The sequence below is a fragment of the Pseudarthrobacter sp. O4 genome (assembly GCF_050157025.1).
GTDB lineage: Bacteria > Actinomycetota > Actinomycetes > Actinomycetales > Micrococcaceae > Arthrobacter.
Genome location: NZ_CP189591.1, coordinates 2,449,292 through 2,469,820 on the forward strand (window position 1 = coordinate 2,449,292; position 20,529 = coordinate 2,469,820).

Consider the following 20,529-nt stretch of genomic DNA (forward strand, 5'->3'; position numbering starts at 1 on the left):
GGTCCTTTGTTGGGTGTGCCTTTTCCAGCATTATCCGTCAACGGGTGCTGCCCCGGGGATGGCAAAAGGCCGGCACACACAGTGTGTACCGGCCCTTCAGCGGTGGTGGCGGGGCAGTTCGGTATCAGGAACGCCAGCGGGTGGTCATGAGGAATCCCACAATGGCGATCCCAAAGCCTGCAACGATGTTCCATGAGCCCCACGCTCCGACCGGTAGGGTCGCTTCGCTGATGTAGAAGGTGATGATCCACAGCAGGCCGATGATCATCAGGCCGAACATCACCGGTTTGAACCAGATCGCGTTGGGCTTGTAGGCCTGCGCGGCAGAAGACTGCTGCGGCGCGCTGGCGGTCCTTTTTCGCGGCTTCGACTCGGGCACGGGTCCTCCTTGGCGGGCTGGAACAGGAGCGGCACCCCGGCTTGATATCCTGCAAGAAGGAAAACGCCAGCGGTCAACGCGCTCTTGGTCAAGTTTGAATTCTTACTAGCAGCCAATTCTAGCTGTAGTTCAGGCAACCCTGGTGTCCGCCGCGAACATCCAGGAGGAGAAGCCACGGTGCTGCAGCTTCGGGACAGAGCCGCCGCCGGGGCTGCCCGCGCCGCCGGCCTCGTCTCCCGCAGCATGGGCGTTCTCGGTGAACTGCTCGTCACCGCCGGCGTCATCCTCCTGCTATTCGTCGCATGGCAGCTGTGGTGGACCAACGTGGAGTCCGACGCGAACCAGCGGGAGGTCGTCAAGGACTTTGCCCGGCAGTTCAACGGTCCACTGGAGTCGAACAGCACGGTGGCGCAGGGAACCGGCGCGGCGCCGTCGTCCGCCCCTTCTGCGGACTACGGGCCGGCCGCAATCTCCGCAGAGCCGGCAGTCGGGGCGACGATCGGTCTTTTGCACGTCCCCAGGTTCAGCGCGGAGTACACCCGGCCCATCATCCAGGGGACCGGACCGGCGGTGCTGGATACCCTGGGGATCGGGCATTACGAGGGCACATCGATGCCCGGTGCGGCCGGCAATTTTGCGGTTGCCGGCCACCGGCAGACCCATGGCGCGGTACTGGACAACATTGATGCGCTGGTACCCGGCGACAGAATCTATGTCCAGACCCGGGACGGCTATTACGTCTACGTGTTCCGGAACAGCGAGATCGTCCTGCCCGCCCGCACGGATGTACTGCTGCCCGTCCCGACGCAGCCGGCGGCAGTACCCAAGGAGAGCTACCTCACCATGACCAGCTGCAACCCCCGCTTCGGCTCGCAGGAACGCTTCGTGGCCTACGCCCTGCTGGAACGGTGGCAGCCGGCCTCGGCGGGGCCGCCGGCCGAAATCGCGGCCCAGGTCCAGCGCGCCAGCCAGGAGGGCTGACCATTGTACGCATGGATTTTCCGTCATCTTCCGGGCCCCCTGTGGCTCCGGATTGCCGCCGCGCTGGTGCTTGTCGCCGGCGGGCTGGTATTGATGGTTCAGTTCCTTTTTCCCTGGATGGCACAATTCACCCAGTTCACTGATTCAACGATTGGTTCGGCAAGGCACCCATGAGCACAACCAAGATCCTCGTCGTCGACAACTACGACAGCTTTGTCTACACCCTGGTCGGGTACCTCCAGGAGCTCGGCGCGGAGACGACAGTCGTCCGCAATGACGATGTCACCCTCGCAGAGGCGATCGAGATGGCTGAAGCGCGCGACGGCGTCCTCATCTCTCCGGGACCGGGAACCCCTGCGGCTGCGGGCGTGTGCATCGAGCTGATCACGTGGTGCGGCAGCCACAACAAGCCGATGCTTGGGGTGTGCCTGGGACACCAGGCCTTGGCCGAGGCCTACGGCGGGACCGTCACGCACGCGCCGGAACTGATGCACGGCAAGACCTCCCTCGTGGAGCATCACGGGACCGGTGTATTTGCCGGAATCCCGTCCCCGTTCACCGCGACCCGCTACCATTCCCTGGCAGCGGTCCGTGAGAGCATCCCCGAGGTGCTGGAGATTACCGCGGAGACCGGAACCGGCGTCGTGATGGGGCTGCAGCACCGCGAGGCCCCGCTGTGTGGCGTCCAGTTCCACCCGGAGTCCGTGCTGACGGAAGGCGGATACCAGATGCTGGGAAACTGGCTGGAGTCACTCGGCATGGCAGGCGCGGCCCTGAAGGCTGCCACGCTGAGCCCGCTCATCAAGCACTGACCACCGCGGACGCGGCTCCCGGCCGGGCTACGGGAAGATTCCGCCCAGAGCCCCGGTCCCGCTTTCCTTGGAACCCTTCGTGGACGTCGGGGTGGGGGTGGGGGTGGGTTCCGGCGGGGGCGGCGGAGCCTTCGCCACGGTGACGGAGATGACTTTGCCCTGCTCCACCAGGGCTTCCGCCGCATCGCTCTGCGCCGTGACCTTGCCCGGTTCCACCTGGGAGTTCTCGACTTCGGTCACGCTGAGCGCCAGCCCGAGGGCCTTCAGGGCCGCCTCAGCCTCGGCCCGCGGGCGCCCGATGAGCTGGGGCACCGCGACCTTGCCGGTGGAGACGACGAGTTCGACCACACTGCCGACCGCCACCGGCTGGCCGGGAGCGGGTTTGGTGGTGATGACGAGGCCGGCCGGCACGGTGGGGCTGTTGTCCATGATGGTGGCCGGCGCGCCGGTCAGGCCCTTCTGCCGCAGGACGTCCCGGGCGGCTGCCTCGGTCCGGCCGGGCAGGTCCGCGGGGATGACGACGGCGCTGGGCCCCTCGGAGATATTGAGCGTGATCTCCGAATTCGGCTCCAGGGAATTGCCCGGCGCCGGGATGGTACCGATGGCGGTGCCCTTGGCGACCGTTTCGTGCTGGACCCGGCTGATCCGGGGCTTGAGGCCCGCGTTGTAGAGCCTCTGGAGCGCCTCGGATTCCGTCAGCGACGCCACCGGGGGAACATCGACCTTGACCACTGCGGGCGGTGCCTCGTTCATCATGTTGTAGAGCCACAGGCCACCGCCGGCCAGCACCAGCACGGTAAGGACCACCAGGGTGGCGATCCAGGTCCGACGGCGGAACTTCTGCCGGGTGGTGTGTTCGCGTTCGGCAGGGAACACCAGCGGAAGACTTCCCGTGTCCGAAGCTGCATAGGAGACGGCGGACTGGGCCGTCAGGGCGTCGTCGGGGCCGGGGATGTCCTGTGTGGGCCGCAGTCTGCCGCCGGGCACATCATCGAGGAACTTGGCGCCGGTCATCGGGAAGACCGCCGTCGGGGTGCCCTCAGACGTGGGCACGGTGTCGTTCGGATCGGTCGGGGCCTCACTGGCCGCCAGCGGGGCCACTCCCACCCCGCTCCGGGCCGCGCGGAGGGCACGGCGGAAAGCGGCGGCATCCTGGAACCGGTCTGCCCGGTTCTTCTGCAGGGCCTTCATCAGCACGCTGTCCAGGGCGTCGGAGATCTCCGGGTTGAGGCTGCTGGCCAGCTCCGGAATTTCCCGGACATGCTGGTAGGCAACGGAAACTGGGCTGTCGCCGACGAAGGGCGGCCGTCCGGTCAGCATTTCGTACAGCAGGCAGCCGGCGGAATAGAGGTCGCTGCGGGCGTCCACGGTTTCGCCCCGGGCCTGCTCGGGCGAGAGGTACTGGGCTGTGCCCACCACGGCCTGGGTCTGCGTCATGGTCGCGGAAGAGTCTGCCATGGCGCGGGCGATGCCGAAGTCCATGACCTTGATGCTGTTGGTATCGGGGCAGAACATCACGTTGGCCGGCTTGATGTCCCGGTGGACGATGCCGGCCTTATGGCTGTAATCGAGGGCCGAGAGGACGCCCAGGCTGTAGTCGATCGCCTGGTCGATGCTGACTTCCTTGGCCCGGACCAGGTCCCGGATTGTCTTTCCGGAAACGAACTCCATGACGATGTAGGGCACCCTGACGGTGTCCTCGTGGTCACCGGGAACGGCGTGGTCCCCGGTGTCGTAGACGGAAACGATAGAAGGGTGGTTCAGCGCGGCCACGGCCTGTGCCTCGCGCTTGAACCGGGCCTGGAACTGGGGGTCCCTGGCGAGGTCGGGTCGCAGCAACTTGACGGCAACGGTGCGCCCCAGCCTGGTGTCCGTTCCGCGGAACACGTCGGCCATGCCGCCGCGCCCGATCAGCTCACCCAGCTCGTAGCGCCCGCTGAGGACGCGCTGCGTGTTCACGGGGCGGCGGTCCTCCCTGTGCGACGGTGTGCGGGGTGAATTAGACACGGAGTCCTACGGTCCCTTGGTAGCGCTGGATGACGGGGTGGCCTTGGCTGCTGCCAGGTGGTAGGTCACGAGGGAGCCCGCTGCCACCTTCTGGCCCTGGGCAGGTTCCGAACTGACGAACGTTCCCGGATCCTCTTTCTTGTTGCTCGGTCCGACGTCGGCACCCTTGGCCCAGCGGAGACCGGCTCCCTCGATGGCCTTCTGTACTGCTGCTTCCGAGGCCCCGGAGGGGATCGCGGGAACCGAGACCATTTCGGGCCCCTTGGAGTAGCTCACGGTGATGGTATCGCCCGGCTGGACCGGCCCGGAGGGGTCGATGTTGGTGACCGTTCCCGGCGTCGCGTCGTCGAAGACCTCGACGCCGGTGACGGCCAGGTTCTTGCCGATCAGTTCATTGCGGACCTCGTTGAACGGCCGCCCCAGATAGGCGTCCGGAAAGAGGTTGATGGCGGCCGGCGTGGACACGGTGGGGGTCGCGGAGCTGCTCGTGGGGCTTGGGCTCTGGGACGTGGGCGAGGTGGTGGGGCTCGAGCTGATGGGGCCCGCGCTGGTGGTACCGGCGTTGCTGCTGGCCGGGGACTGCGGCGGGAACAGGATGCCGGCCTGGGTAAGGATGACGCCCACGAGGGAGAAGAGCACCAGCAGGATCAGGGCAATCAGCGGCCACGTCCATGGGCTCCGGCCGCGGCGTTGCGGTTCATCAACGGGTTCGTCGTAGTCATCGTCCTCCTGCACCCATTGGCGCTCGGCCGCAAGGGCGTCTGCACGGGAGAGGGTGTTGCGCGCGCCGTAGGCGCTGGCTGCGGCTGCGCCGGCTGCCAGGCCCGCAGCGGCTCCGGCTCCGGCGCCGATCACCGGCAACGCGGAGGTCGCCGACGTCGTCCGGTCCTCAGCGGCGCTGGCGCCGATCACGCCGGTCGCCGCGGTCGGGACGTCCACCGGCGCTGTGATGGGTCCGGTAGTTGCCTCGAACAGGAGCATGCCGGGGACAGCGGCGTGGGCCGCGGTGATGTCGCCGTTGCGGATGGCCTCGGCGGCCGCGGAGAGCTTGATCGCGTCGGCCGGCCGGTTCTTCGGGTCCTTGGCCAGCATCGACATCAGCAGGGCCCGGACCGGCTTGGGGAGCGTCTCGGGCAGGGGCGGCGGCGCGTCGTTGACCTGCGCCAGCGCGATGGCGATCTGGGATTCGCCGGAGAAAGGGCGATGCCCGGTGAGGCACTCATAGCCGATCACGCCGAGCGAGTAGATGTCCGAGGCGCCGGTCGCCGTCTGGCCGGTGGCCTGCTCGGGCGCCAGGTACTGGGCGGTGCCCATCACCTGTCCGGTCTGGGTCAGCGGAACCTGGTCAGCCAGGCGGGCGATGCCGAAGTCGGTGACCTTGACCCGTCCATCGGGAGTGATCAGCAGGTTGCCGGGCTTGATGTCGCGGTGCACAAGACCCTGGGCATGGGCGACCGAGAGGGCCCGGGCCGTCTGGGCGATCATGGAAAGGGTGCGGTCCGGGGAGAGCACCTGCTCGTGTTCGATGATGCTGCTCAGGGGCTGGCCGGGCACCAGTTCCATCACGAGGTAGGCGGATCCCTCTTCCTCGCCGTAGTCGAAGACATTGGCGATGCCTACGTGGTTCAGGAGCGCGGTGTGGCGGGCCTCGGCGCGGAACCGCTGGAGGAAGCCCGGATCGCCGGTGTACTCCTCTTTGAGCACCTTGATGGCGATGATGCGGCCAAGGATCAGGTCTTTGGCTTTCCAGACCTCTCCCATGCCACCGATCGCAATACGCGTGGTCAGCTGGAATCTGCCGCCGAGGGTGATTCCTGATGTAGGCCTCACTTATTCAACACCGCCTCAAAAATCTTCTTCGCGTTCGGACTGGTTAGCTTCGCGCCGGTGGTGATGTCCACGTCTTGCATGACGATGGTGACAGCCACTTGCGGGTCATTCGCCGGGGCAAACCCGGTAAACCATGAGTTGTTCAGGCCGGTGCCGAGTTCGGCGGTACCGGTCTTGCCGGCCACCTGGACCCCGGGCACGGCCGCCCCCCGGGCGATGCCGTCGCTGACCACGCTGGCCATCCACTCGGTGATCTGCCGTGAGATCTCCGGCGTGGTGGAGGTCCGCAGGGCCTGGGGTTTCGGCTCGCTGATCGGCCGCAAGTCCGGCGAGCGTACGGCCTTGATCAGGTTCGGCTGCATCTGCACTCCGCCGTTGGCGATCGCGGCCGTCATCGTGTTGATCTGGAGCGGGGTGGCCCGGACGTCGCGCTGGCCGATCGCGGACTGCGCCAGCCCGGAGTCGTCCAGCGGCCCTCTCGGGAAGACACTCGGGGCGTAGTCCAGCTTCAGCTGGTCGCCAAAGTCCTGCCCGAAGCCGAACTTCTCCGCCTGGTCCGCAATCGCCTTCTGCCCCAGATCGATGGCGATGCTGGCGAACGGCGTGTTGCAGGACTGCTGCAGGGCGAACGCGAACGACGCCGTCGTGCGGGTGTAGCAGTTTCCGCCCGCGTAGTTCGGCAGTTTGTACTGGATGCCGGGGAAGGTCATCTCCGCCGGGTTGGGCAGAGTGCTGTCCTTGTTGTACTTTCCCGAGTTGAGGGCAGCGGCGGTGTCTATCAGCTTGAAGACAGAGCCTGGCGCCAGCGCTGCGCCGGTGGGTCCGCTGACGTTCTGGTTCAGGTTGATCCCGGGGATCTTGTTCAGCTCGCTGAAGGTGGCGGCCTCGGCCGCCGGGTCCTGGGTGGCGATCAGATTGGGGTCGTAGGAAGGCTTGGACACCATGGCCAGGATGGCTCCGGTCTTCGGGTTGGTCACCACGATCGAGCCGCGCTGTCCATCCGGGATGAGGTCGTAGGCGAGCTTCTGGATTTTGGGGTCGAGCGTCAGTTCCACCGAGGCGCCCTTGGGCTGGTTGCCCAGGAAGAGCTGGCCGATCCGGTCCAGGAACTGCTGGTCTGAGCTGCCCTCGAGCTCTTTGTTCATCGCCTTCTCCAGTCCGGTCACGCCGAAGCTCCTGGAGAAATAGCCGGTGATCCCGGCGTATGGCTCCGGCTGGGTGTAGGTGCGCTGGAACTTGCAGCTCTCCGCGGCGGGCTCAGATTCTGCCACCGGGCTGCCGCCGACGATGATGGCGCCGCGGTCGTTGCAGTAGTTCTGCAGGAGGGTGCGCTTGTTCCAGGCGTTGGCTTTGAGCTCGTCGGCGCCAACCACCTGCACGTAGCTGAGCGCGCCGAAGATCAGCGCGAACATCGCGATGGCGGCTATCCATGAATTGCGAATGGCCTGGTTCATAGCTGTTTCACCGCCTCGGTGGGTGCGTCGGGACTGGTACGGACGCCGGGGGCGGAGGCCGGCTTCGAGGGCATTGCGGGGACGTCTTTCCGGGCGTCGGGGACCTGTCCGGGCGCCATCGGTGTGGTGTCCACTGGGCTTCGTGCCGTGTGCGAAATCATCAGCAGCAGTCCGACGATGATCCAGTTGGCCAGCAGCGAGGAGCCGCCCGCGGCGAGGAAGGGGGTGGTGAGGCCGGTCAATGGAATCAACCGGGTGACGCCACCGATCACCACGAAGCACTGCAGCGCGATGGCGAAGGAAAGCCCGCAGGCGAGCAGCTTGCCGAACGCATCCCGGGTGCCGAGCGCGGCGCGGAAGCCCCGGGTGAACAACAGCAGGTACATCAGGACGATGGCGAAGAGCCCGATCAGTCCGAGTTCCTCCCCGAAGGAGGCAATGATCATATCGCTGTTCGCGAAGGGGACCAGGTTGGGGCGGCCCTGGCCCAGGCCGGTGCCGACGAGCCCGCCGTTGGCCATGCCAAACAGTCCCTCGACGATCTGCAGGCTGCTGCCGAATTCCCTGCCGTAGACCTCATCGGTGAAGGCATTGAGCCAGCCGTCGATCCGGAGTGCCACGTGGGAGAAGACCTGCGAGGCGACGAAGCTGCCGGCGGAGATGAGGACTACGCCGATTATCACCCAGCTGATGCGGCTCGTCGCCACATAGATCATGACGAGGAACAGGCCGAAGAACAGGATCGAGGTACCCAGATCCCGCTGGAAGATCAGCACGCCGATGGACACGAGCCAGGCCGCGATCATGGGTCCCATATCCTTGACCCGCGGGAACTGCACTGGCCCGACCTTGCGGCCGGCCAGGAGGATAAGGTCCCGGTTCGAGGAAAGATACCCGGCGAAGAATATGGCCAGCGTGATCTTGGCAATCTCACCGGGCTGGAACGTCATGGGGCCGAGCTTGATCCACACCTTCGCGCCCAGGATTTCACCGGCGGAGACGCCGGGAACCAGGGGCAGGATCAGCAATACTGCGCTCACGGCGAGTGAGATGTAGGTGAAACGGCGGAGGATCCGGTGGTCCTTGAGGAACCAGATGACCGCTATGGCCACAGCCATGGCCACGAGCGTCCAGCGCAACTGGTTGTTGCCGGTATCTTCGCCCACCCGGTCCAGGCGGTGGATCATCGCCAGGCCCAGTCCGTTCAGGGCCACGACCAGCGGAAGTATTACCGGATCAGCATATTTTGCGCGGATGCGCACCACGAGGTGGAAAGCCAGCGCCGCCGCCGTCAGAAGGCCGGACTGGAACCAGAAGTCCGTGTCGAATGCCTTTTCTCGGTCCACGCCGACGAGGGCATTGGCTCCGATGCCCACGGCAAGGGCGAGGATGAGCAGCACCAGTTCCACGTTTCGCCGTGGCTTGGGCCTCGAGTCGATCTGCGTCATTTGCCCCCCTCACATATAGGAGCTGTCTGCGTGGGTGTGGCAGACGGCAGGGCTGTGTCGCTGGCCGCGGGGCTGGGTGTGGCGGCCGCGGGGCTTGGTGTGGGCGCCGCGGCGCTGGCCGTTGCCGGCGGGGAGGGCGTGAGGCATTCGTCCGCCGGGGCCGTGGTGCCGGTGCGCTCCAGGTTCTTTACAATCCGCTGGGCATCGTAGAGGTCCCGTGCGGGCACCGTCTGACGCACGCGCTGCTGAGAGTATTCGGGCAGGTCTGACATCCGGATTTCGGTCACCGTCTCGAGGGTGGAGAGCTGGATGGGCCCCAGGCGCTGGGAGACCCCGTTGAAGATGGCGACGTGCTGATCGTGCTCGCCGATGTAGTAGCGGGTCTGGGTCCACGCGTAGCCGAGCCAGAGACCGATAGTCAGGACCGCGACGATGGCCGCTGCGATGGAGATGGTCAACCAGCGCCGGGGGCGGGCCACCGGCTTGTACTCCTCTGCGTCCTCGCGGGCCTGCTCTGACTTGTGGGTCAGGACTGTCGCTGCCCGGCGGGCCACGGAGCGCCCGGCAATAGAGGGGATGGACCCGGATTCCGCGGCTGTCGCGGCAGCGCCGACGAGCTCGTGGGGACGGGTAGAGAGCTCCTCCCGGAGCACTTCGGCCGAGAGGTGCTCGCCGAGATGTGGGTCGGTTGCGGCCTCTGGCTCCTTCTTGTCCGGGGCTGCGCCGCTGCCGCCGGCTGCGGGAACCCCGGCTGCGCCATCCCTGGCAGGGAGGGCGGGCTTCTCATCGCCGGGGGACGTCGCACTGTCTCCGGACTTGCCGGGGTCGTCCTTCTGCTGCGATCCCGCGAGACCGGCGGCGCCGTAGGTGCTCCCGCTGTGCGGCCCGGCAGCGGCGGCAACTGTCGCGGCGACGGCGGCCGCAGCGATCGGCGTCGGGACAATTTCGACGGCTGCGGTCCGCACGTCGTCCGGCGTCTGTTGGGCGATATCCACCATCACGACCGTGACGTTGTCCGGCGAGCCGGCCTCGAGCGTGAGGTCAATGAGCCGTTCGGCGCATTCGCGCAGATCCTTGGTTTCCCGCACCGTGCGTTCCACGACGTGACCGGCGACGTAGTTCAGGCCGTCGGAACACAGCAGCCAACGTTCACCCGGCTGGACGTCGAGAGTGGCGAGGTCAAGTTCCGGGCTCGCGTCAACGTCGCCCAGGACGCGCATCAGGACGTTTTTGTGCGGATGTGTTTCCGCCTCTTCAGGCCGCAGTCGGCCTTCGTCGATGAGGCGCTGGACAAACGTGTGGTCGACGCTGACCTGTTCGAATTCGCCCTTGCGCAAACGGTAGGCACGGGAATCGCCGATGTGGGCGAAATGAAGCTTGCCCTCGGCCAGCAGCAGCGCCGTAACCGTGGTCCCCATGCCGGCAAGCTTCGGATTGATGTGGACGAGCTCGGACAGCAGCGAGTTGGCGGTCTGGATCTCGTCGGCGAGGACCGTGCCGGCATCGCCTTCGTAGCTGTCGTGATCGAGGTGGATCATGTCCAGCACGGTGGCCGCGGATGCGACGTCACCGCCGGCATGGCCGCCCATGCCGTCCGCGACAACGGCAAGGTGCCGCCCGGCATAGGCGGAGTCGTCATTTTTGGCCCGCACGCGGCCGACGTCGGAACGCGCGGCGTAACGCATAATGAGCGACCGCTTCGGGGCAGGTGCCTGGTCTGCGGGAATGTCGGGGGCAGCCACGGCTACGGCCTCAATTCGATGACCGTCTTGCCGATTCTCACGGGGACACCAAGCTCGACCGGCAGGGCCCGGGTCAGCTGCTGGTCTGCCAGGTATGTGCCGTTTGTCGAGCCCAGGTCTTCGATGAACCAGCGGCTGCCTTGCGGGAACAGGCGGGCGTGCCGCCCGGAGGCGTAGTCATCCTCCAGGACGAGCGTGGCTTCCTGGGCGCGGCCGAGCAGGATGGGACTCGCCGCCAGGGCGATGGTGGTGCCCTTGAGCGGGCCTTCCGTCACCACGAGCTGGTGGGCCTGCTGCTTCACGGGGGCGGGGGCAGGCTCCGCCAGTGCGGGGTTCTTGCGGACCTGCCGGGCGCTGGGCGCGCCGGCTGCTGCCTTGCGTCCGATCATCAGGTCGCGGCGCATGGCCGAGACGATGCTGAAGATCAAGACCCACAGGAGCAGCAGGAACCCGAAGCGCAGGGCGGTGATGGTCAGTTCACTCACGGGCGGCCGCCTGGGTTGGCGGGCAGAAGGCGGAAAACAATCTTGGTCCGTCCCATCGTGATGGTGGAGCCGTCAGTGAGCTCCGAGCTCCCGACGATCTTGTGGCCGTTGACGTAGCTGCCGTTCGTGGAACCCAGATCGATGGCTTGGGCTGTGCCCGGACCGGTGCGGATCTCAAGGTGCCGGCGCGAAACGCCGGTGTCGTCAATCAGGATGTCTGCCTCAGACGACCGTCCGAGTACAACGGAAGGAGCGTTAAGCGAGTACCTCTGACCGTCAATGTCAAGTACCGGCAGGAGCCGGGACGGCTGGCGCGTCGGCGCGGCAGGCATGGCGGCGTGGGTTCCGGGCTGTGCCGGAGCGGAAGGGGCGGAGGCCTTCTCGGTCCGGGACTTGATTTCAAAATCCCCGGCCCGGCGCTCTTCGTCGCGACGGAAACTGATCCGGACCGGTCCCTGCAGGGTGTAGCCCTGGCTGCGCACGTGGTTGATGACAACATCACAGAGCTCTTCCGCGAGCGGGGTGCCCCATTCCTGGGCCCGCTGGAAATCGTCGTCGCTGAGCAGGACGTCGAAAACGTTGGGAGCTAAAGTGCGTCCCGCGGCGATTGTGAGAGCCTTGTTGTCCACTTCGCGGCGGAGGTGGCTGGCGATCTCGACGGGCTCCACCTGGGCGCGAGAACCGGTGGAGAAGACCCCGCGGACGGCCTTTTCGATGCCGCGCTCGACTTTGTCCAGCAATCCCATGGTCCTTCTCCTTTCCTGACGGCTGCCGGGCAGCATTTCATTCCGGAACTCGGTTTCCAACATTTGCGGGAGCGGGCCGTAGACGGGCACTCCTACATCAGATACTACTGGGCGACGCTGGGAATGGCCTTAATGACCATTGCCACTCCGTACCGGAAAGTCGCCGCTGACCGGCGCTGACATGGGGTGATGCCGCCGGTTCGGGGGTGGCGGCGGCGCGTTCGGTATGGCCCTGCGGGAGCCGGGCCGGAGCCCTCCGGGCCGGCCGCGGGGGGCCCAATATCCGGGGCCGGACCGAACTTGTGCGGCCCGATTGGTGTTTTCCCGCGGTTGTCCGTTATGCTTGATCTCGCTGCTTTTACGAGGTTGGCGGTCCGGAAATCGGGCCACTGCCGGATAGAAGAAGTTGCGCGCGAGTGGCGGAACGGCAGACGCGCTGGCTTCAGGTGCCAGTGTCCGAAAGGGCGTGGGGGTTCAAATCCCCCCTCGCGCACGCACTAGAACCCCGGGAAATCAATGATTTCCCGGGGTTCTTTTTGTGTTTCACCCACGCGTAACCAGTTTTCGCCCACGCGACTCTCGATATGCGACCGCCGTGGGCCTTAGGGCCAGCGCGATCAGATCCGGGATAACGCGCAGTATGGTGCCACGATCGAGGTGGAATTGAAACCGCGGAAACAGATCTCGCCCTCGTGTATAACCCAAGAGCTTCCCGGCCGACCGCGGCACGGACACCGAGTCCCCACCACCTAAGCTCCCAGGGCTTGCACGCAGGGGGCGTCCGCCTCGCCGCCAACTCCAAACGCCGTAAATAGCGGCAAGAGCGGCAAATAAGGTCCATGGTCCCTGTCAATACTTATCAGTGGCCCCCATAGTCGAAACTGCAGGATTCCACCACCTTGGGGAGGAAAGCTATGCCTGACGAAGGTGACATAAGAAGAAACCACGCTTCGGGAAAGCCCGAGATCTACCGTAACGGGGTGTGGGAGCCTTATAGCCCTTATGATGTGCCACCCATCGAAGAAGCGGGCCGCCCGCCCCGCCGAGAAGACGGGGAGCGCGGCGGAGCCTCAAGATACGACTAGGCACGAAGAGCCATTCGGAAGGAGACGGATGGAGAACGCAGGGGACAGGCGGAGATCCGTCCGCATGCCTGGGGGCTAGGTCATTGGGTGGGCTAGGACGAATACGTGGAAAATATCGGACCGCGAAATACACCCGTTCCGTGACGTGCCGCCCTGAGCCTAAGAGGAAGCGGGAAAGAGAGCCATGGCGGACAGCTTTTCTGACATATCTGAGTGGATTAGGAAGGCGGCCGGATGGTTTCGGGCCGAGGCGAAAGCCCGGACCGGTGCCGGTTCTCCGACCGGATCCGGGGATGAGTGGCAACTGACACTGAAGCTCGCGCCGGGGCAGGCAGACGAAGCTCGGGCAGAGCCGGTGATTAACCTTAGTGTCGAATCCCCGGCATGGCGAGACGCCGCTGAAGCCGTTCGCACGACGGTCAAATGGCTTGTCGCCGCGTTCGCAGTGGTCGGCGCCTTGATGTTCGCGAAGGGTTTTATCACCACCCCGAAGCTGAGCTGGAACGAGAACGGACCGCAACTGATCTCGGCCGGGTTCCTAGGCCTGCTGGGGCTTGTCGGCATCGGAGTATTCCTTTACAAGGCAGTGCGCATGCTCCGCCCGACGGTGTACGACCTCAACGACCTGGACCCACAGTTCGCAGCACTGGTGGACGTTCCGGGAAACGGCTACCTTCCCGAGGGCATTACGAATCTCGAAAATTTCAAGGAGGAGTTCACCAGAGCCAGACATAGCGTCATCAGTGCTAGAGCACAGCGCGACACAGCCCGCAGCCAGCTCAAGGAAGCAGAAGAAAGCAGCCCGCCCAATTCAGATGCAGTGAAGAAGGCAAAGGAAGAACTGGAATGGTGGCAGGAGGTTCTCGCCCAGGTACTCAGGAGCTTCAACACGTTGAAGACGGTGCGCGCAAGGCTCCTGAACAAGGCCGAGTATTGGAAAGCAGGCACAGCTTTCGACAACGAGGGGAAAGTTTTGGTCGTAGCGGCTCTTGTGGCGGCGTTCGGCGGCATCGGCTACCAGCTCGCCCTCGCCACACCTGATGAGCCGGCCAAGACGGCCAACTCTTCGCCCGCTGCTCCAACAGTCGGTGAACTCATACGTTCCGACTCTGCCTCAGGCAGGGAACTGTGGGAGCAATTGGGCCTAAGCCGGTGCCAGGCAGCTCAAGACGCTGCAAGGATCGCCGTCATCGTCTCGTCCGGAGACGGATCATCTCAGAAACCATACGTCGTTTCGACGATTCCAACCGTCACGTGCCCAGGCCAAACGTTCACAGTAATTGACCCAGTTGCCCGCGTCAGCCTCCCCGTCAAACGGGACATCGTCTATACCCCGGATGCGACGACGAGTCCGTCGACGGCCGGCACAGCCCGATAACGAACATCCCTCCCTGCCAGGCTTCCCAGGCGGCAGGGAGGCGCAGCTCTTCCATGTAGCCAGTATCTGGTCCAGCGGAACCTGTTGGTGGGAATGCTCGTGATCGGGTCACCCGCCGGCATCAAAGCGCTAAGGCGGAAGGCACCCATGGGCCTGATCAACCGTGCCGAAGTGCTTCACGTCTGAGGCTGGTTGTTACGGGCGTAAGCCTCGAGTATCTGAAGGAGCCGATCGTGCCGCGCCCTGAGATCCACGGGCCGCCGGCCGCCGGCGCCGGGCAGTGGAGTGACCATCCATGCGGCAAAGGAGTTGTGGGGGACTCGCAGTTCCAGAGCACAGTCGAAGAGCTTCAACACGACAAGGTGCAGGCTTCCGTCGGGGCGGAACTGGAAACCGGGGCAGTGAATACCGTCCCGAATGAAGACCCGGACCAGCTGCCGCATCACCGGCTCGGGGTCATTGTGGAGCCTTGCCATCCTCGCCTGCACATCTTCCAGGGACGGTAGCGTGAACTCAACCTCCAAACACCCCCAGAGTGTTTCGTCTACAAGCACCGAAATTCCGTGCGGCTGCAGGCGCCGCGGGTCAGGAGTAGGTCGGCGGGTCTACCGCCTGCTGCTGCGTCGACGGGCTGAACTGTGGCTGCTGCTGCGGTGCCTTAGCTTGGCCTGGCCAGTATCCGGGGAGAAAACCGCCGGGGACAGCGATCGGGAGGGCATCAATTTTGACTAGAGCACGGTAGATGCTGACGCTGACCATGATGGACCCGGCAAATGCTATTGCGAAGCCCGCGAGTGCCAAGAGCATGGATTCACTGGAGGCCGATGACCTGCCCATTGTGCCGATAAACATAAACCCGGCGAGGCCGGATCCGCCGATGGCCATGAAAGTACCGGCGAAAAAGATTCCGGCTGACCGCTGAAACGGCATGTGCTGTCCTTTGAACGCGTGAATGTGCCGACGCAACAGTACAGCGGCGCGGGCGACGCGCCGTGGTCAAGGACGTCACCGGCTTCGTGCTGAACCGGCTCCAGTACGCGCTCTTCCACGAGGCCGCCCAGCTCGTGGAGCAGGGCATCGCGACGGCGGAAGACGTGGACACCCTGGTCCGCACCACCTTCGGCTTCCGGCTGCCGTTCTTCGGACCGTTCGCCATCGCGGACATGGCCGGGCTCGATGTTTACAACTTCTGCTACAAGTCCCTCCAGACGGACTTCCCGGAGCGCTTCGCCACCCCGAAAATCCTCACCGACCTGGTGGAGGCCGGCAAGCTGGGCACCAAGACCGGCGGCGGCTTCCTCAACGTCCCGGCCGAGCGCACCCCCGAGCTGGTCGCCTACCGCAATAAGGCCTACGTGGCCATGCAGAAGCTCCTCGAAGAGCTCGGTCCGGCGCCCATTAACTGAGCCGGCCACCGGGCCGTCGGCAAGGTGCTGGACGAAGCCGCGGCTGGGCACCACTGCTTCCCAAGTGTGGTGACTATCACGTTGCAGAGTGGTAAACCTTAAGTGTTCCGCTGCGGAACCCCGGCGGGGCTCGTTTCTCACCCCGAGGTGCACGATGACTTCCATGAATCCTGCGAATCATCTCGACGAGCTGGGCCAGCGGACACTGCGCAGGGTGCGCAACCGCCTCATGCCGCTGATCGTTCTGCTCTACTTTGTTGCGTACCTGGACCGGAACAATGTCGGTTTCGCGAAGCTGACCATGAGTCAGGACATCGGCCTGAGTGCATCGGCATATGGCCTCGGCGCAGGCATCTTCTTCCTCGGCTACGCGCTGCTGGAAATCCCGAGCAACGCCGGGATGTACAGGTTCGGCGCCCGCAAATGGATCGCCCGCATTCTCATCTCATGGGGCATTTTCGCCACGGCCATGGCGCTGGTGAACGGCGAGACCACCTTCTACATCGTCCGGTTCCTGCTGGGCGCTGCCGAGGCTGGGTTCTTCCCGGCCATCCTGTTCTTCCTGACGTTGTGGTTCCCGGCCGCTCAGCGCGTCACGGTGCTGGGCATCTTCATCCTCGCCCAGCCCGTCTCCAACGCCCTCGGCGCCCCGGTTTCAGGCCTGCTGCTGCAGATGGAAGGCGTCATGGGCCTGCACGGCTGGCAGTGGCTCTACATCATTGAAGGCATCCCGGCCATTCTCCTCGGGCTACTGACCCCGATCCTGATGACCGACCGCCCCAGCCATGCGCGTTGGCTGGCCGACGATGAGCGCGAATGGCTGACCAGGACCATGGACGCGGAGCTTGCCCATAAGCAGAAGGGCCAGCCGCACCACTTCCTGGCCGGCCTCAAGGACCCGCGGACCATCGCCTACTCAGCGCTGTACTTCGGGCTGGTCTGCGGTATCTATGGCCTCGGCCTGTGGATGCCGACCATCGTTTCCGCACTCGGCAAATTCAGTACCACGCAAGTCGGGTTCATCGTTGCCATCCCTTACACGATCGCGGCTGTTTTCGTGTACTTCTGGGGCCGGCGCTCGGACCGTACCGGTAACCGGGTCAAGCATGCGAGCATCAGCATGGTCATGGCCGCCATCGGCCTCCTGGCCGCCGGCTTCCTGGTACAGGTCAACGCGATCCTGGCACTGTTGGCCCTGACGCTGGCGGCCATGGGTATCTACTCCGCCATTGCCCCGTTCCTGGCCATGCCCTCGACGGCCCTGGTGGGCGCTGCGGCGGCAGCCGGGCTGGCCATGGTGAATTCGCTCGGTAACCTGGGCGGCTTCGTGGCTCCCTACGCCGTGGGGCTGCTCAATGACGCCACGGGAGACAATCGTACCGGCCTCGTGTTCCTGGCAGCCTGCCTCGGAATCACGGCCGTCGCCACGTATCTCTACGCACGCAAGCGCCCGGAGGGGCATGTGAAGCCGGGTACGCGAGCCGCGGTGGGTGAGGAAGCTGTAGCTGCCGACGACTTCGACATCAAGAACTGATCACGAGGCGACGGGGGCTAAGGGACATGACCCAGCAAGAAGCTTTCCCGGCTGAGCGAACCGCGGTGCTGACCGGCGCCGCCTCTCCGCGCGGCATCGGCCGGGCGACGGCCGAAATGCTCGCCAGCGGAGGCTGGGCGGTTGCGATTCTGGATATCGACGGCGACGCGGCACGGAAGGCGGCGGAGGAAATCACCGCCATCTACGGCGTCCGGGCGATCGGGGTGGGAGCGGACGTCTCCGACCCGGCAGCCGTCAACGCCGCCATCGACGATGTCGAATCCACACTGCCGGCGATCGTTGGCCTGGCCAACCTGGCAGGCATCAGCTCACCCACGGAGTTCATGGACGAGACGCTCGAGGCATGGGAGCGGGTGTTCAAGATCAACATGACCGGCACGTTCCTGGTCACCCAGCGGGTGCTCAGGGGGATGATCGAGCGCAAGCTCGGCAGGATCGTGAGCGTCTCGTCCATCTCCGCCCAGCGCGGCGGCGGCACCTACTCCAAGGTGGCTTACAGCGCCTCCAAGGCTGCCATCATCGGCTTCACACGGGCTCTGGCCCGGGAAATGGGCCAGCACGGAATCACCGTCAACTGTGTGGCTCCCGGCCCCGTGGACACCGACATCATGGGTGGAACGCTGACGGATGAGCGCAAGGCCGCCATGTCAGCCGACATCCTTGTGGGCCGGGTGGGAACCGTGCGGGACATCGCCGCGCTGATGGTGTTCCTGATGAACGGGGACGCCGGCTTCATCACGGGCGCGACCTATGACATCAACGGAGGACTGCAGATTTCCTGACCGCTGTGAATCCGGCGCCGAACAGATGGATCTCCCGCTACGCCCCCCGTGCCCCGACGGCCGCTACGCCCGCATCGCCCCGAATCCGGCGATCAGCGCCTCGAGTCCCAGGCTGAAGGCGACATCGGCCGGCCTTTCATCGCCCTGCTCCGCCAACCGGTCGACGGCGGAAGTGAAGTATGGCGTCGACTCGGCCATGCTGCCGGAATCGAAGATGTCCGCCGGCGCCGTGACGTCATAGGCGGATCCGAAGATGAAGGACTCCAGTGCCACAATCGCCGAGACGATGCGCTCCTCCGGGAAACCCGCACGGTTGAAACCGGCGCTGACGGCCTCGTACATGGCCAGCGTTTTCGGCGCATCGGTCACGGGCAGCACGGCAATGACGGGGATCAGCGGCGTGTGTTTGGAGAACACCTCGCGGTAACTCCAGGCCCAGTCCCGCACGGCCTGGTCCCAGGGCTCAGCCTCGAAGGCCGAGACATCCACGAACGAGGTCAGGTGGTCCTGGACGAGGACCAGCACGTCCCGTTTGGAGGAGACGTGGTTATAGAGCGCCGACGGCGCCACGTTCAGCGTCCGCGCGAGGGCGGCCATGGTGAAGCCGTCGTAGCCGCTTTTTCCGATCAGCTGGAGGGCTGCCGAGGTGATGCCGGCCTGGTCAAGGACGGCAGCGGCAGGCCGGCCCGCCCGGCGGCGCGGTTTGGCGTCGGGACGGTGGGGGTCTGCGGGGGCGCTGGTGGCTGCCGGCATTCCGGGCCTTTCTGCTGGCGGTGTGCGGGTGATGTTCAGGGCGTGACTCCATTGTGCCCTCACTGCGGGCTCGTTTCCGCCAGCGTAATTATTTCCCTGAACTCTTCCCCGGCACGGAAGAAGGGTCTATAGTCGACACTAAATGAACGGCATTCATTTAGTGGGCCGCATCACTGTAGCGGCCGCAGAGAGGACATCATGCTGGAACTTGACCGCGACGTCATCATCGTCGGAGCCGGCCCCGCGGGGCTCACGGCCGCCCGCGAACTGAAGAAAGCCGGCCTGAGTGTGGCCGTACTGGAGGCGCGGGACCGTGTCGGCGGCCGGACCTGGACTGACACCATTGACGGCGCCATGCTCGAAATCGGCGGCCAGTGGGTTTCCCCGGACCAGACTGAGCTGCTCGCGCTGCTTGAGGAGCTCGGCCTGAAGACCTACTCCCGCTACCGCGAAGGCCAGTCCGTCTACATCGGCGCTGACGGCAAGCGCACCAAGTACACGGGGGACACCTTCCCGGTCAGCGGGACCACCGCCGCGGAAATGGACAAGCTCACCAGGCTGCTGGACACGCTCGCGGCGGAAATCGGCCCCACCGAACCCTGGGCCCACCCCAAGGCCCGTCAGCTGGACACCATCTCCTTCCACCACTGGCTGCGGCAAAACTCCTCCGACGAGGAAGCCTGCAACAACATCGGCCTCTTCATCGCCGGCGGCATGCTGACCAAGCCCGCCCACGCCTTCTCCGCGCTGCAGGCCGTGCTGATGGCGGCTTCCGCCGGATCGTTCACGCACCTCACCGACGAGGACTTCATCCTCGACAAGCGGGTCATCGGCGGCATGCAGCAGGTGTCCCTGCTGCAGGCAGCCGAACTGGGCGACGACGTCGTCCTCGGCAGTCCGGTGCGCACGATCACCTGGGAGCCATCCTCCACAGGAGGAAACGGTGGAGGAGACGGCGCCGGCGGAAACGGTACCGGCGGGAGCGGTGCCGGAAACAGCTACCGGGTGACCGCCGTTTCCGAACGGGCCACGGTGAACGCGCGCTTCGTGATCATGGCCGTGCCGCCGAACCTGTACTCCCGAGTTTCCTTCAACCCGCCGCTGCCGCGCCGCCAGCACCAGATGCACCAGCACCAGTCGCTCGGGCTGGTCATCAAGGTCCACGCCGTCTACAGCACGCCGTTCTGGCGGGAGGACGGCCTCTCCGGAACCTGCTTCGGCGCGGACGCGCTGGTCCAGGAGGTCTACGACAACACCAACCATGAGGACCCGCGCGGCACCCTGGTCGGCTTCATCTCGGATGAAAAAGCCGACGCCGTGTTCGAGCTCACCGCGGAGGACCGCCGCCGCGCCGTCCTTGAATCGATCGCCGGATTCCTCGGCCCGAAGGCCCTCGAGCCCGAGGTCTACTACGAGTCGGACTGGGGATCCGAGGAGTGGACGCGCGGAGCCTACGCCTCCAGCTACGACCTGGGCGGCCTGCACCGCTACGGCAAGGACCAGCACGCACCCGTGGGGCCGATCTACTGGTCCTCCTCCGATCTCGCCGCCGAGGGCTACCAGCATGTCGACGGCGCGGTGCGGATGGGACGCCGGACCGCGGCACGGATCGTCACCGCCGCGGACCGTGCGTCCGTCACGCCCTAGAAATCCGGCCGCCCGAATCCGGCGCGCCCTGCCGGAGCC

At 65.5% G+C, this 20,529-nt stretch carries 17 protein-coding genes, 1 tRNA gene and 1 pseudogene; 9 read left to right on the forward strand and 10 right to left on the reverse strand.

The window, feature by feature from the left end:
* Positions 1-124 precede the first annotated feature (124 nt).
* Complete coding sequence (locus tag ACQCSU_RS11310; RefSeq protein ID WP_426975345.1) at positions 125-379, reverse strand: cell division protein CrgA; 255 nt, start codon at positions 377-379, stop codon at positions 125-127.
* A 177-nt stretch (positions 380-556) separates the two neighbouring features.
* Between ACQCSU_RS11310 and ACQCSU_RS11315 the strand changes: the two genes are divergently transcribed.
* Positions 557-1,360: a class E sortase gene (locus ACQCSU_RS11315; protein ID WP_426975346.1), complete on the forward strand. Its 804-nt coding sequence runs from the start codon at positions 557-559 to the stop codon at positions 1,358-1,360.
* A gap of 170 nt (positions 1,361-1,530) precedes the next feature.
* Positions 1,531-2,172 carry an aminodeoxychorismate/anthranilate synthase component II gene (locus tag ACQCSU_RS11320; RefSeq protein ID WP_426975347.1) on the forward strand — a complete coding sequence of 214 codons (642 nt, stop codon included), beginning with the start codon at positions 1,531-1,533 and terminating at the stop codon, positions 2,170-2,172.
* A gap of 27 nt (positions 2,173-2,199) precedes the next feature.
* Here ACQCSU_RS11320 and pknB read toward each other — a convergent pair whose 3' ends face one another.
* The 7 genes from pknB to ACQCSU_RS11355 are packed head-to-tail and all read right to left on the reverse strand — an operon-like array spanning position 2,200 to position 11,884.
* On the reverse strand, positions 2,200-4,179 hold the full coding sequence (pknB, locus tag ACQCSU_RS11325) for a Stk1 family PASTA domain-containing Ser/Thr kinase (protein WP_426975348.1): 1,980 nt from the start codon (positions 4,177-4,179) through the stop codon (positions 2,200-2,202).
* Between the two features lie 6 nt (positions 4,180-4,185).
* Complete coding sequence (locus ACQCSU_RS11330) at positions 4,186-6,009, reverse strand: protein kinase domain-containing protein (RefSeq protein WP_426975349.1); 1,824 nt, start codon at positions 6,007-6,009, stop codon at positions 4,186-4,188.
* Positions 6,006-7,463: a peptidoglycan D,D-transpeptidase FtsI family protein gene (locus ACQCSU_RS11335; protein WP_426975350.1), complete on the reverse strand. Its 1,458-nt coding sequence runs from the start codon at positions 7,461-7,463 to the stop codon at positions 6,006-6,008. The genes ACQCSU_RS11330 and ACQCSU_RS11335 overlap by 4 nt, the downstream gene beginning before the upstream one ends.
* The gene (locus ACQCSU_RS11340; protein WP_426975351.1) at positions 7,460-8,911 is read right to left on the reverse strand and encodes an FtsW/RodA/SpoVE family cell cycle protein; all 1,452 of its coding nucleotides are present in this window, start codon (positions 8,909-8,911) and stop codon (positions 7,460-7,462) included. The genes ACQCSU_RS11335 and ACQCSU_RS11340 overlap by 4 nt, the downstream gene beginning before the upstream one ends.
* Entirely contained in the window at positions 8,908-10,653 is a 1,746-nt protein-coding gene (locus tag ACQCSU_RS11345; RefSeq protein ID WP_426975353.1) for a PP2C family protein-serine/threonine phosphatase, read from the reverse strand. Before ACQCSU_RS11345 ends, ACQCSU_RS11340 begins: the two co-directional genes overlap by 4 nt.
* A 2-nt stretch (positions 10,654-10,655) precedes the next feature.
* A complete protein-coding gene (locus ACQCSU_RS11350) occupies positions 10,656-11,138 on the reverse strand; it encodes an FHA domain-containing protein FhaB/FipA (RefSeq protein WP_426975354.1) in 483 nt (160 codons plus the stop codon).
* Positions 11,135-11,884: an FhaA domain-containing protein gene (locus ACQCSU_RS11355; protein ID WP_426975355.1), complete on the reverse strand. Its 750-nt coding sequence runs from the start codon at positions 11,882-11,884 to the stop codon at positions 11,135-11,137. The genes ACQCSU_RS11350 and ACQCSU_RS11355 overlap by 4 nt, the downstream gene beginning before the upstream one ends.
* Positions 11,885-12,294: 410 nt before the next feature.
* Between ACQCSU_RS11355 and ACQCSU_RS11360 the strand changes: the two genes are divergently transcribed.
* From ACQCSU_RS11360 to ACQCSU_RS11370, 3 genes are all read left to right on the forward strand, one after another.
* Positions 12,295-12,377 (forward strand) — tRNA-Leu (locus ACQCSU_RS11360).
* A 776-nt stretch (positions 12,378-13,153) separates the two neighbouring features.
* Entirely contained in the window at positions 13,154-14,347 is a 1,194-nt protein-coding gene (locus ACQCSU_RS11365) for a hypothetical protein (protein WP_426975356.1), read from the forward strand.
* A gap of 233 nt (positions 14,348-14,580) precedes the next feature.
* Positions 14,581-14,853, forward strand: a complete 273-nt coding sequence (locus ACQCSU_RS11370) for a hypothetical protein (protein WP_426975357.1) — start codon at positions 14,581-14,583, stop codon at positions 14,851-14,853.
* A gap of 79 nt (positions 14,854-14,932) precedes the next feature.
* Here the strand turns inward: ACQCSU_RS11370 and ACQCSU_RS11375 are convergent, their stop codons facing one another.
* A complete protein-coding gene (locus tag ACQCSU_RS11375) occupies positions 14,933-15,277 on the reverse strand; it encodes a hypothetical protein (protein ID WP_426975358.1) in 345 nt (114 codons plus the stop codon).
* Positions 15,278-15,336: 59 nt separating this feature from the next.
* Here ACQCSU_RS11375 and ACQCSU_RS11380 point away from each other — a divergent pair.
* From ACQCSU_RS11380 to ACQCSU_RS11390, 3 genes and pseudogenes are all read left to right on the forward strand, one after another.
* Positions 15,337-15,753, forward strand: a pseudogene (locus ACQCSU_RS11380) (3-hydroxyacyl-CoA dehydrogenase family protein); the annotation flags it as partial.
* 154 nt (positions 15,754-15,907) lie between these two features.
* Positions 15,908-17,287, forward strand: a complete 1,380-nt coding sequence (locus ACQCSU_RS11385; protein WP_426975359.1) for an MFS transporter — start codon at positions 15,908-15,910, stop codon at positions 17,285-17,287.
* 26 nt (positions 17,288-17,313) lie between these two features.
* Positions 17,314-18,090, forward strand: a complete 777-nt coding sequence (locus ACQCSU_RS11390) for an SDR family NAD(P)-dependent oxidoreductase (RefSeq protein WP_426975361.1) — start codon at positions 17,314-17,316, stop codon at positions 18,088-18,090.
* 63 nt (positions 18,091-18,153) lie between these two features.
* Here the strand turns inward: ACQCSU_RS11390 and ACQCSU_RS11395 are convergent, their stop codons facing one another.
* Entirely contained in the window at positions 18,154-18,843 is a 690-nt protein-coding gene (locus tag ACQCSU_RS11395; RefSeq protein WP_426975363.1) for a TetR/AcrR family transcriptional regulator, read from the reverse strand.
* A 198-nt stretch (positions 18,844-19,041) separates the two neighbouring features.
* Between ACQCSU_RS11395 and ACQCSU_RS11400 the strand changes: the two genes are divergently transcribed.
* Positions 19,042-20,490 carry a flavin monoamine oxidase family protein gene (locus ACQCSU_RS11400; protein ID WP_426975364.1) on the forward strand — a complete coding sequence of 483 codons (1,449 nt, stop codon included), beginning with the start codon at positions 19,042-19,044 and terminating at the stop codon, positions 20,488-20,490.
* The last annotated feature ends 39 nt before the right edge of the window (positions 20,491-20,529 follow it).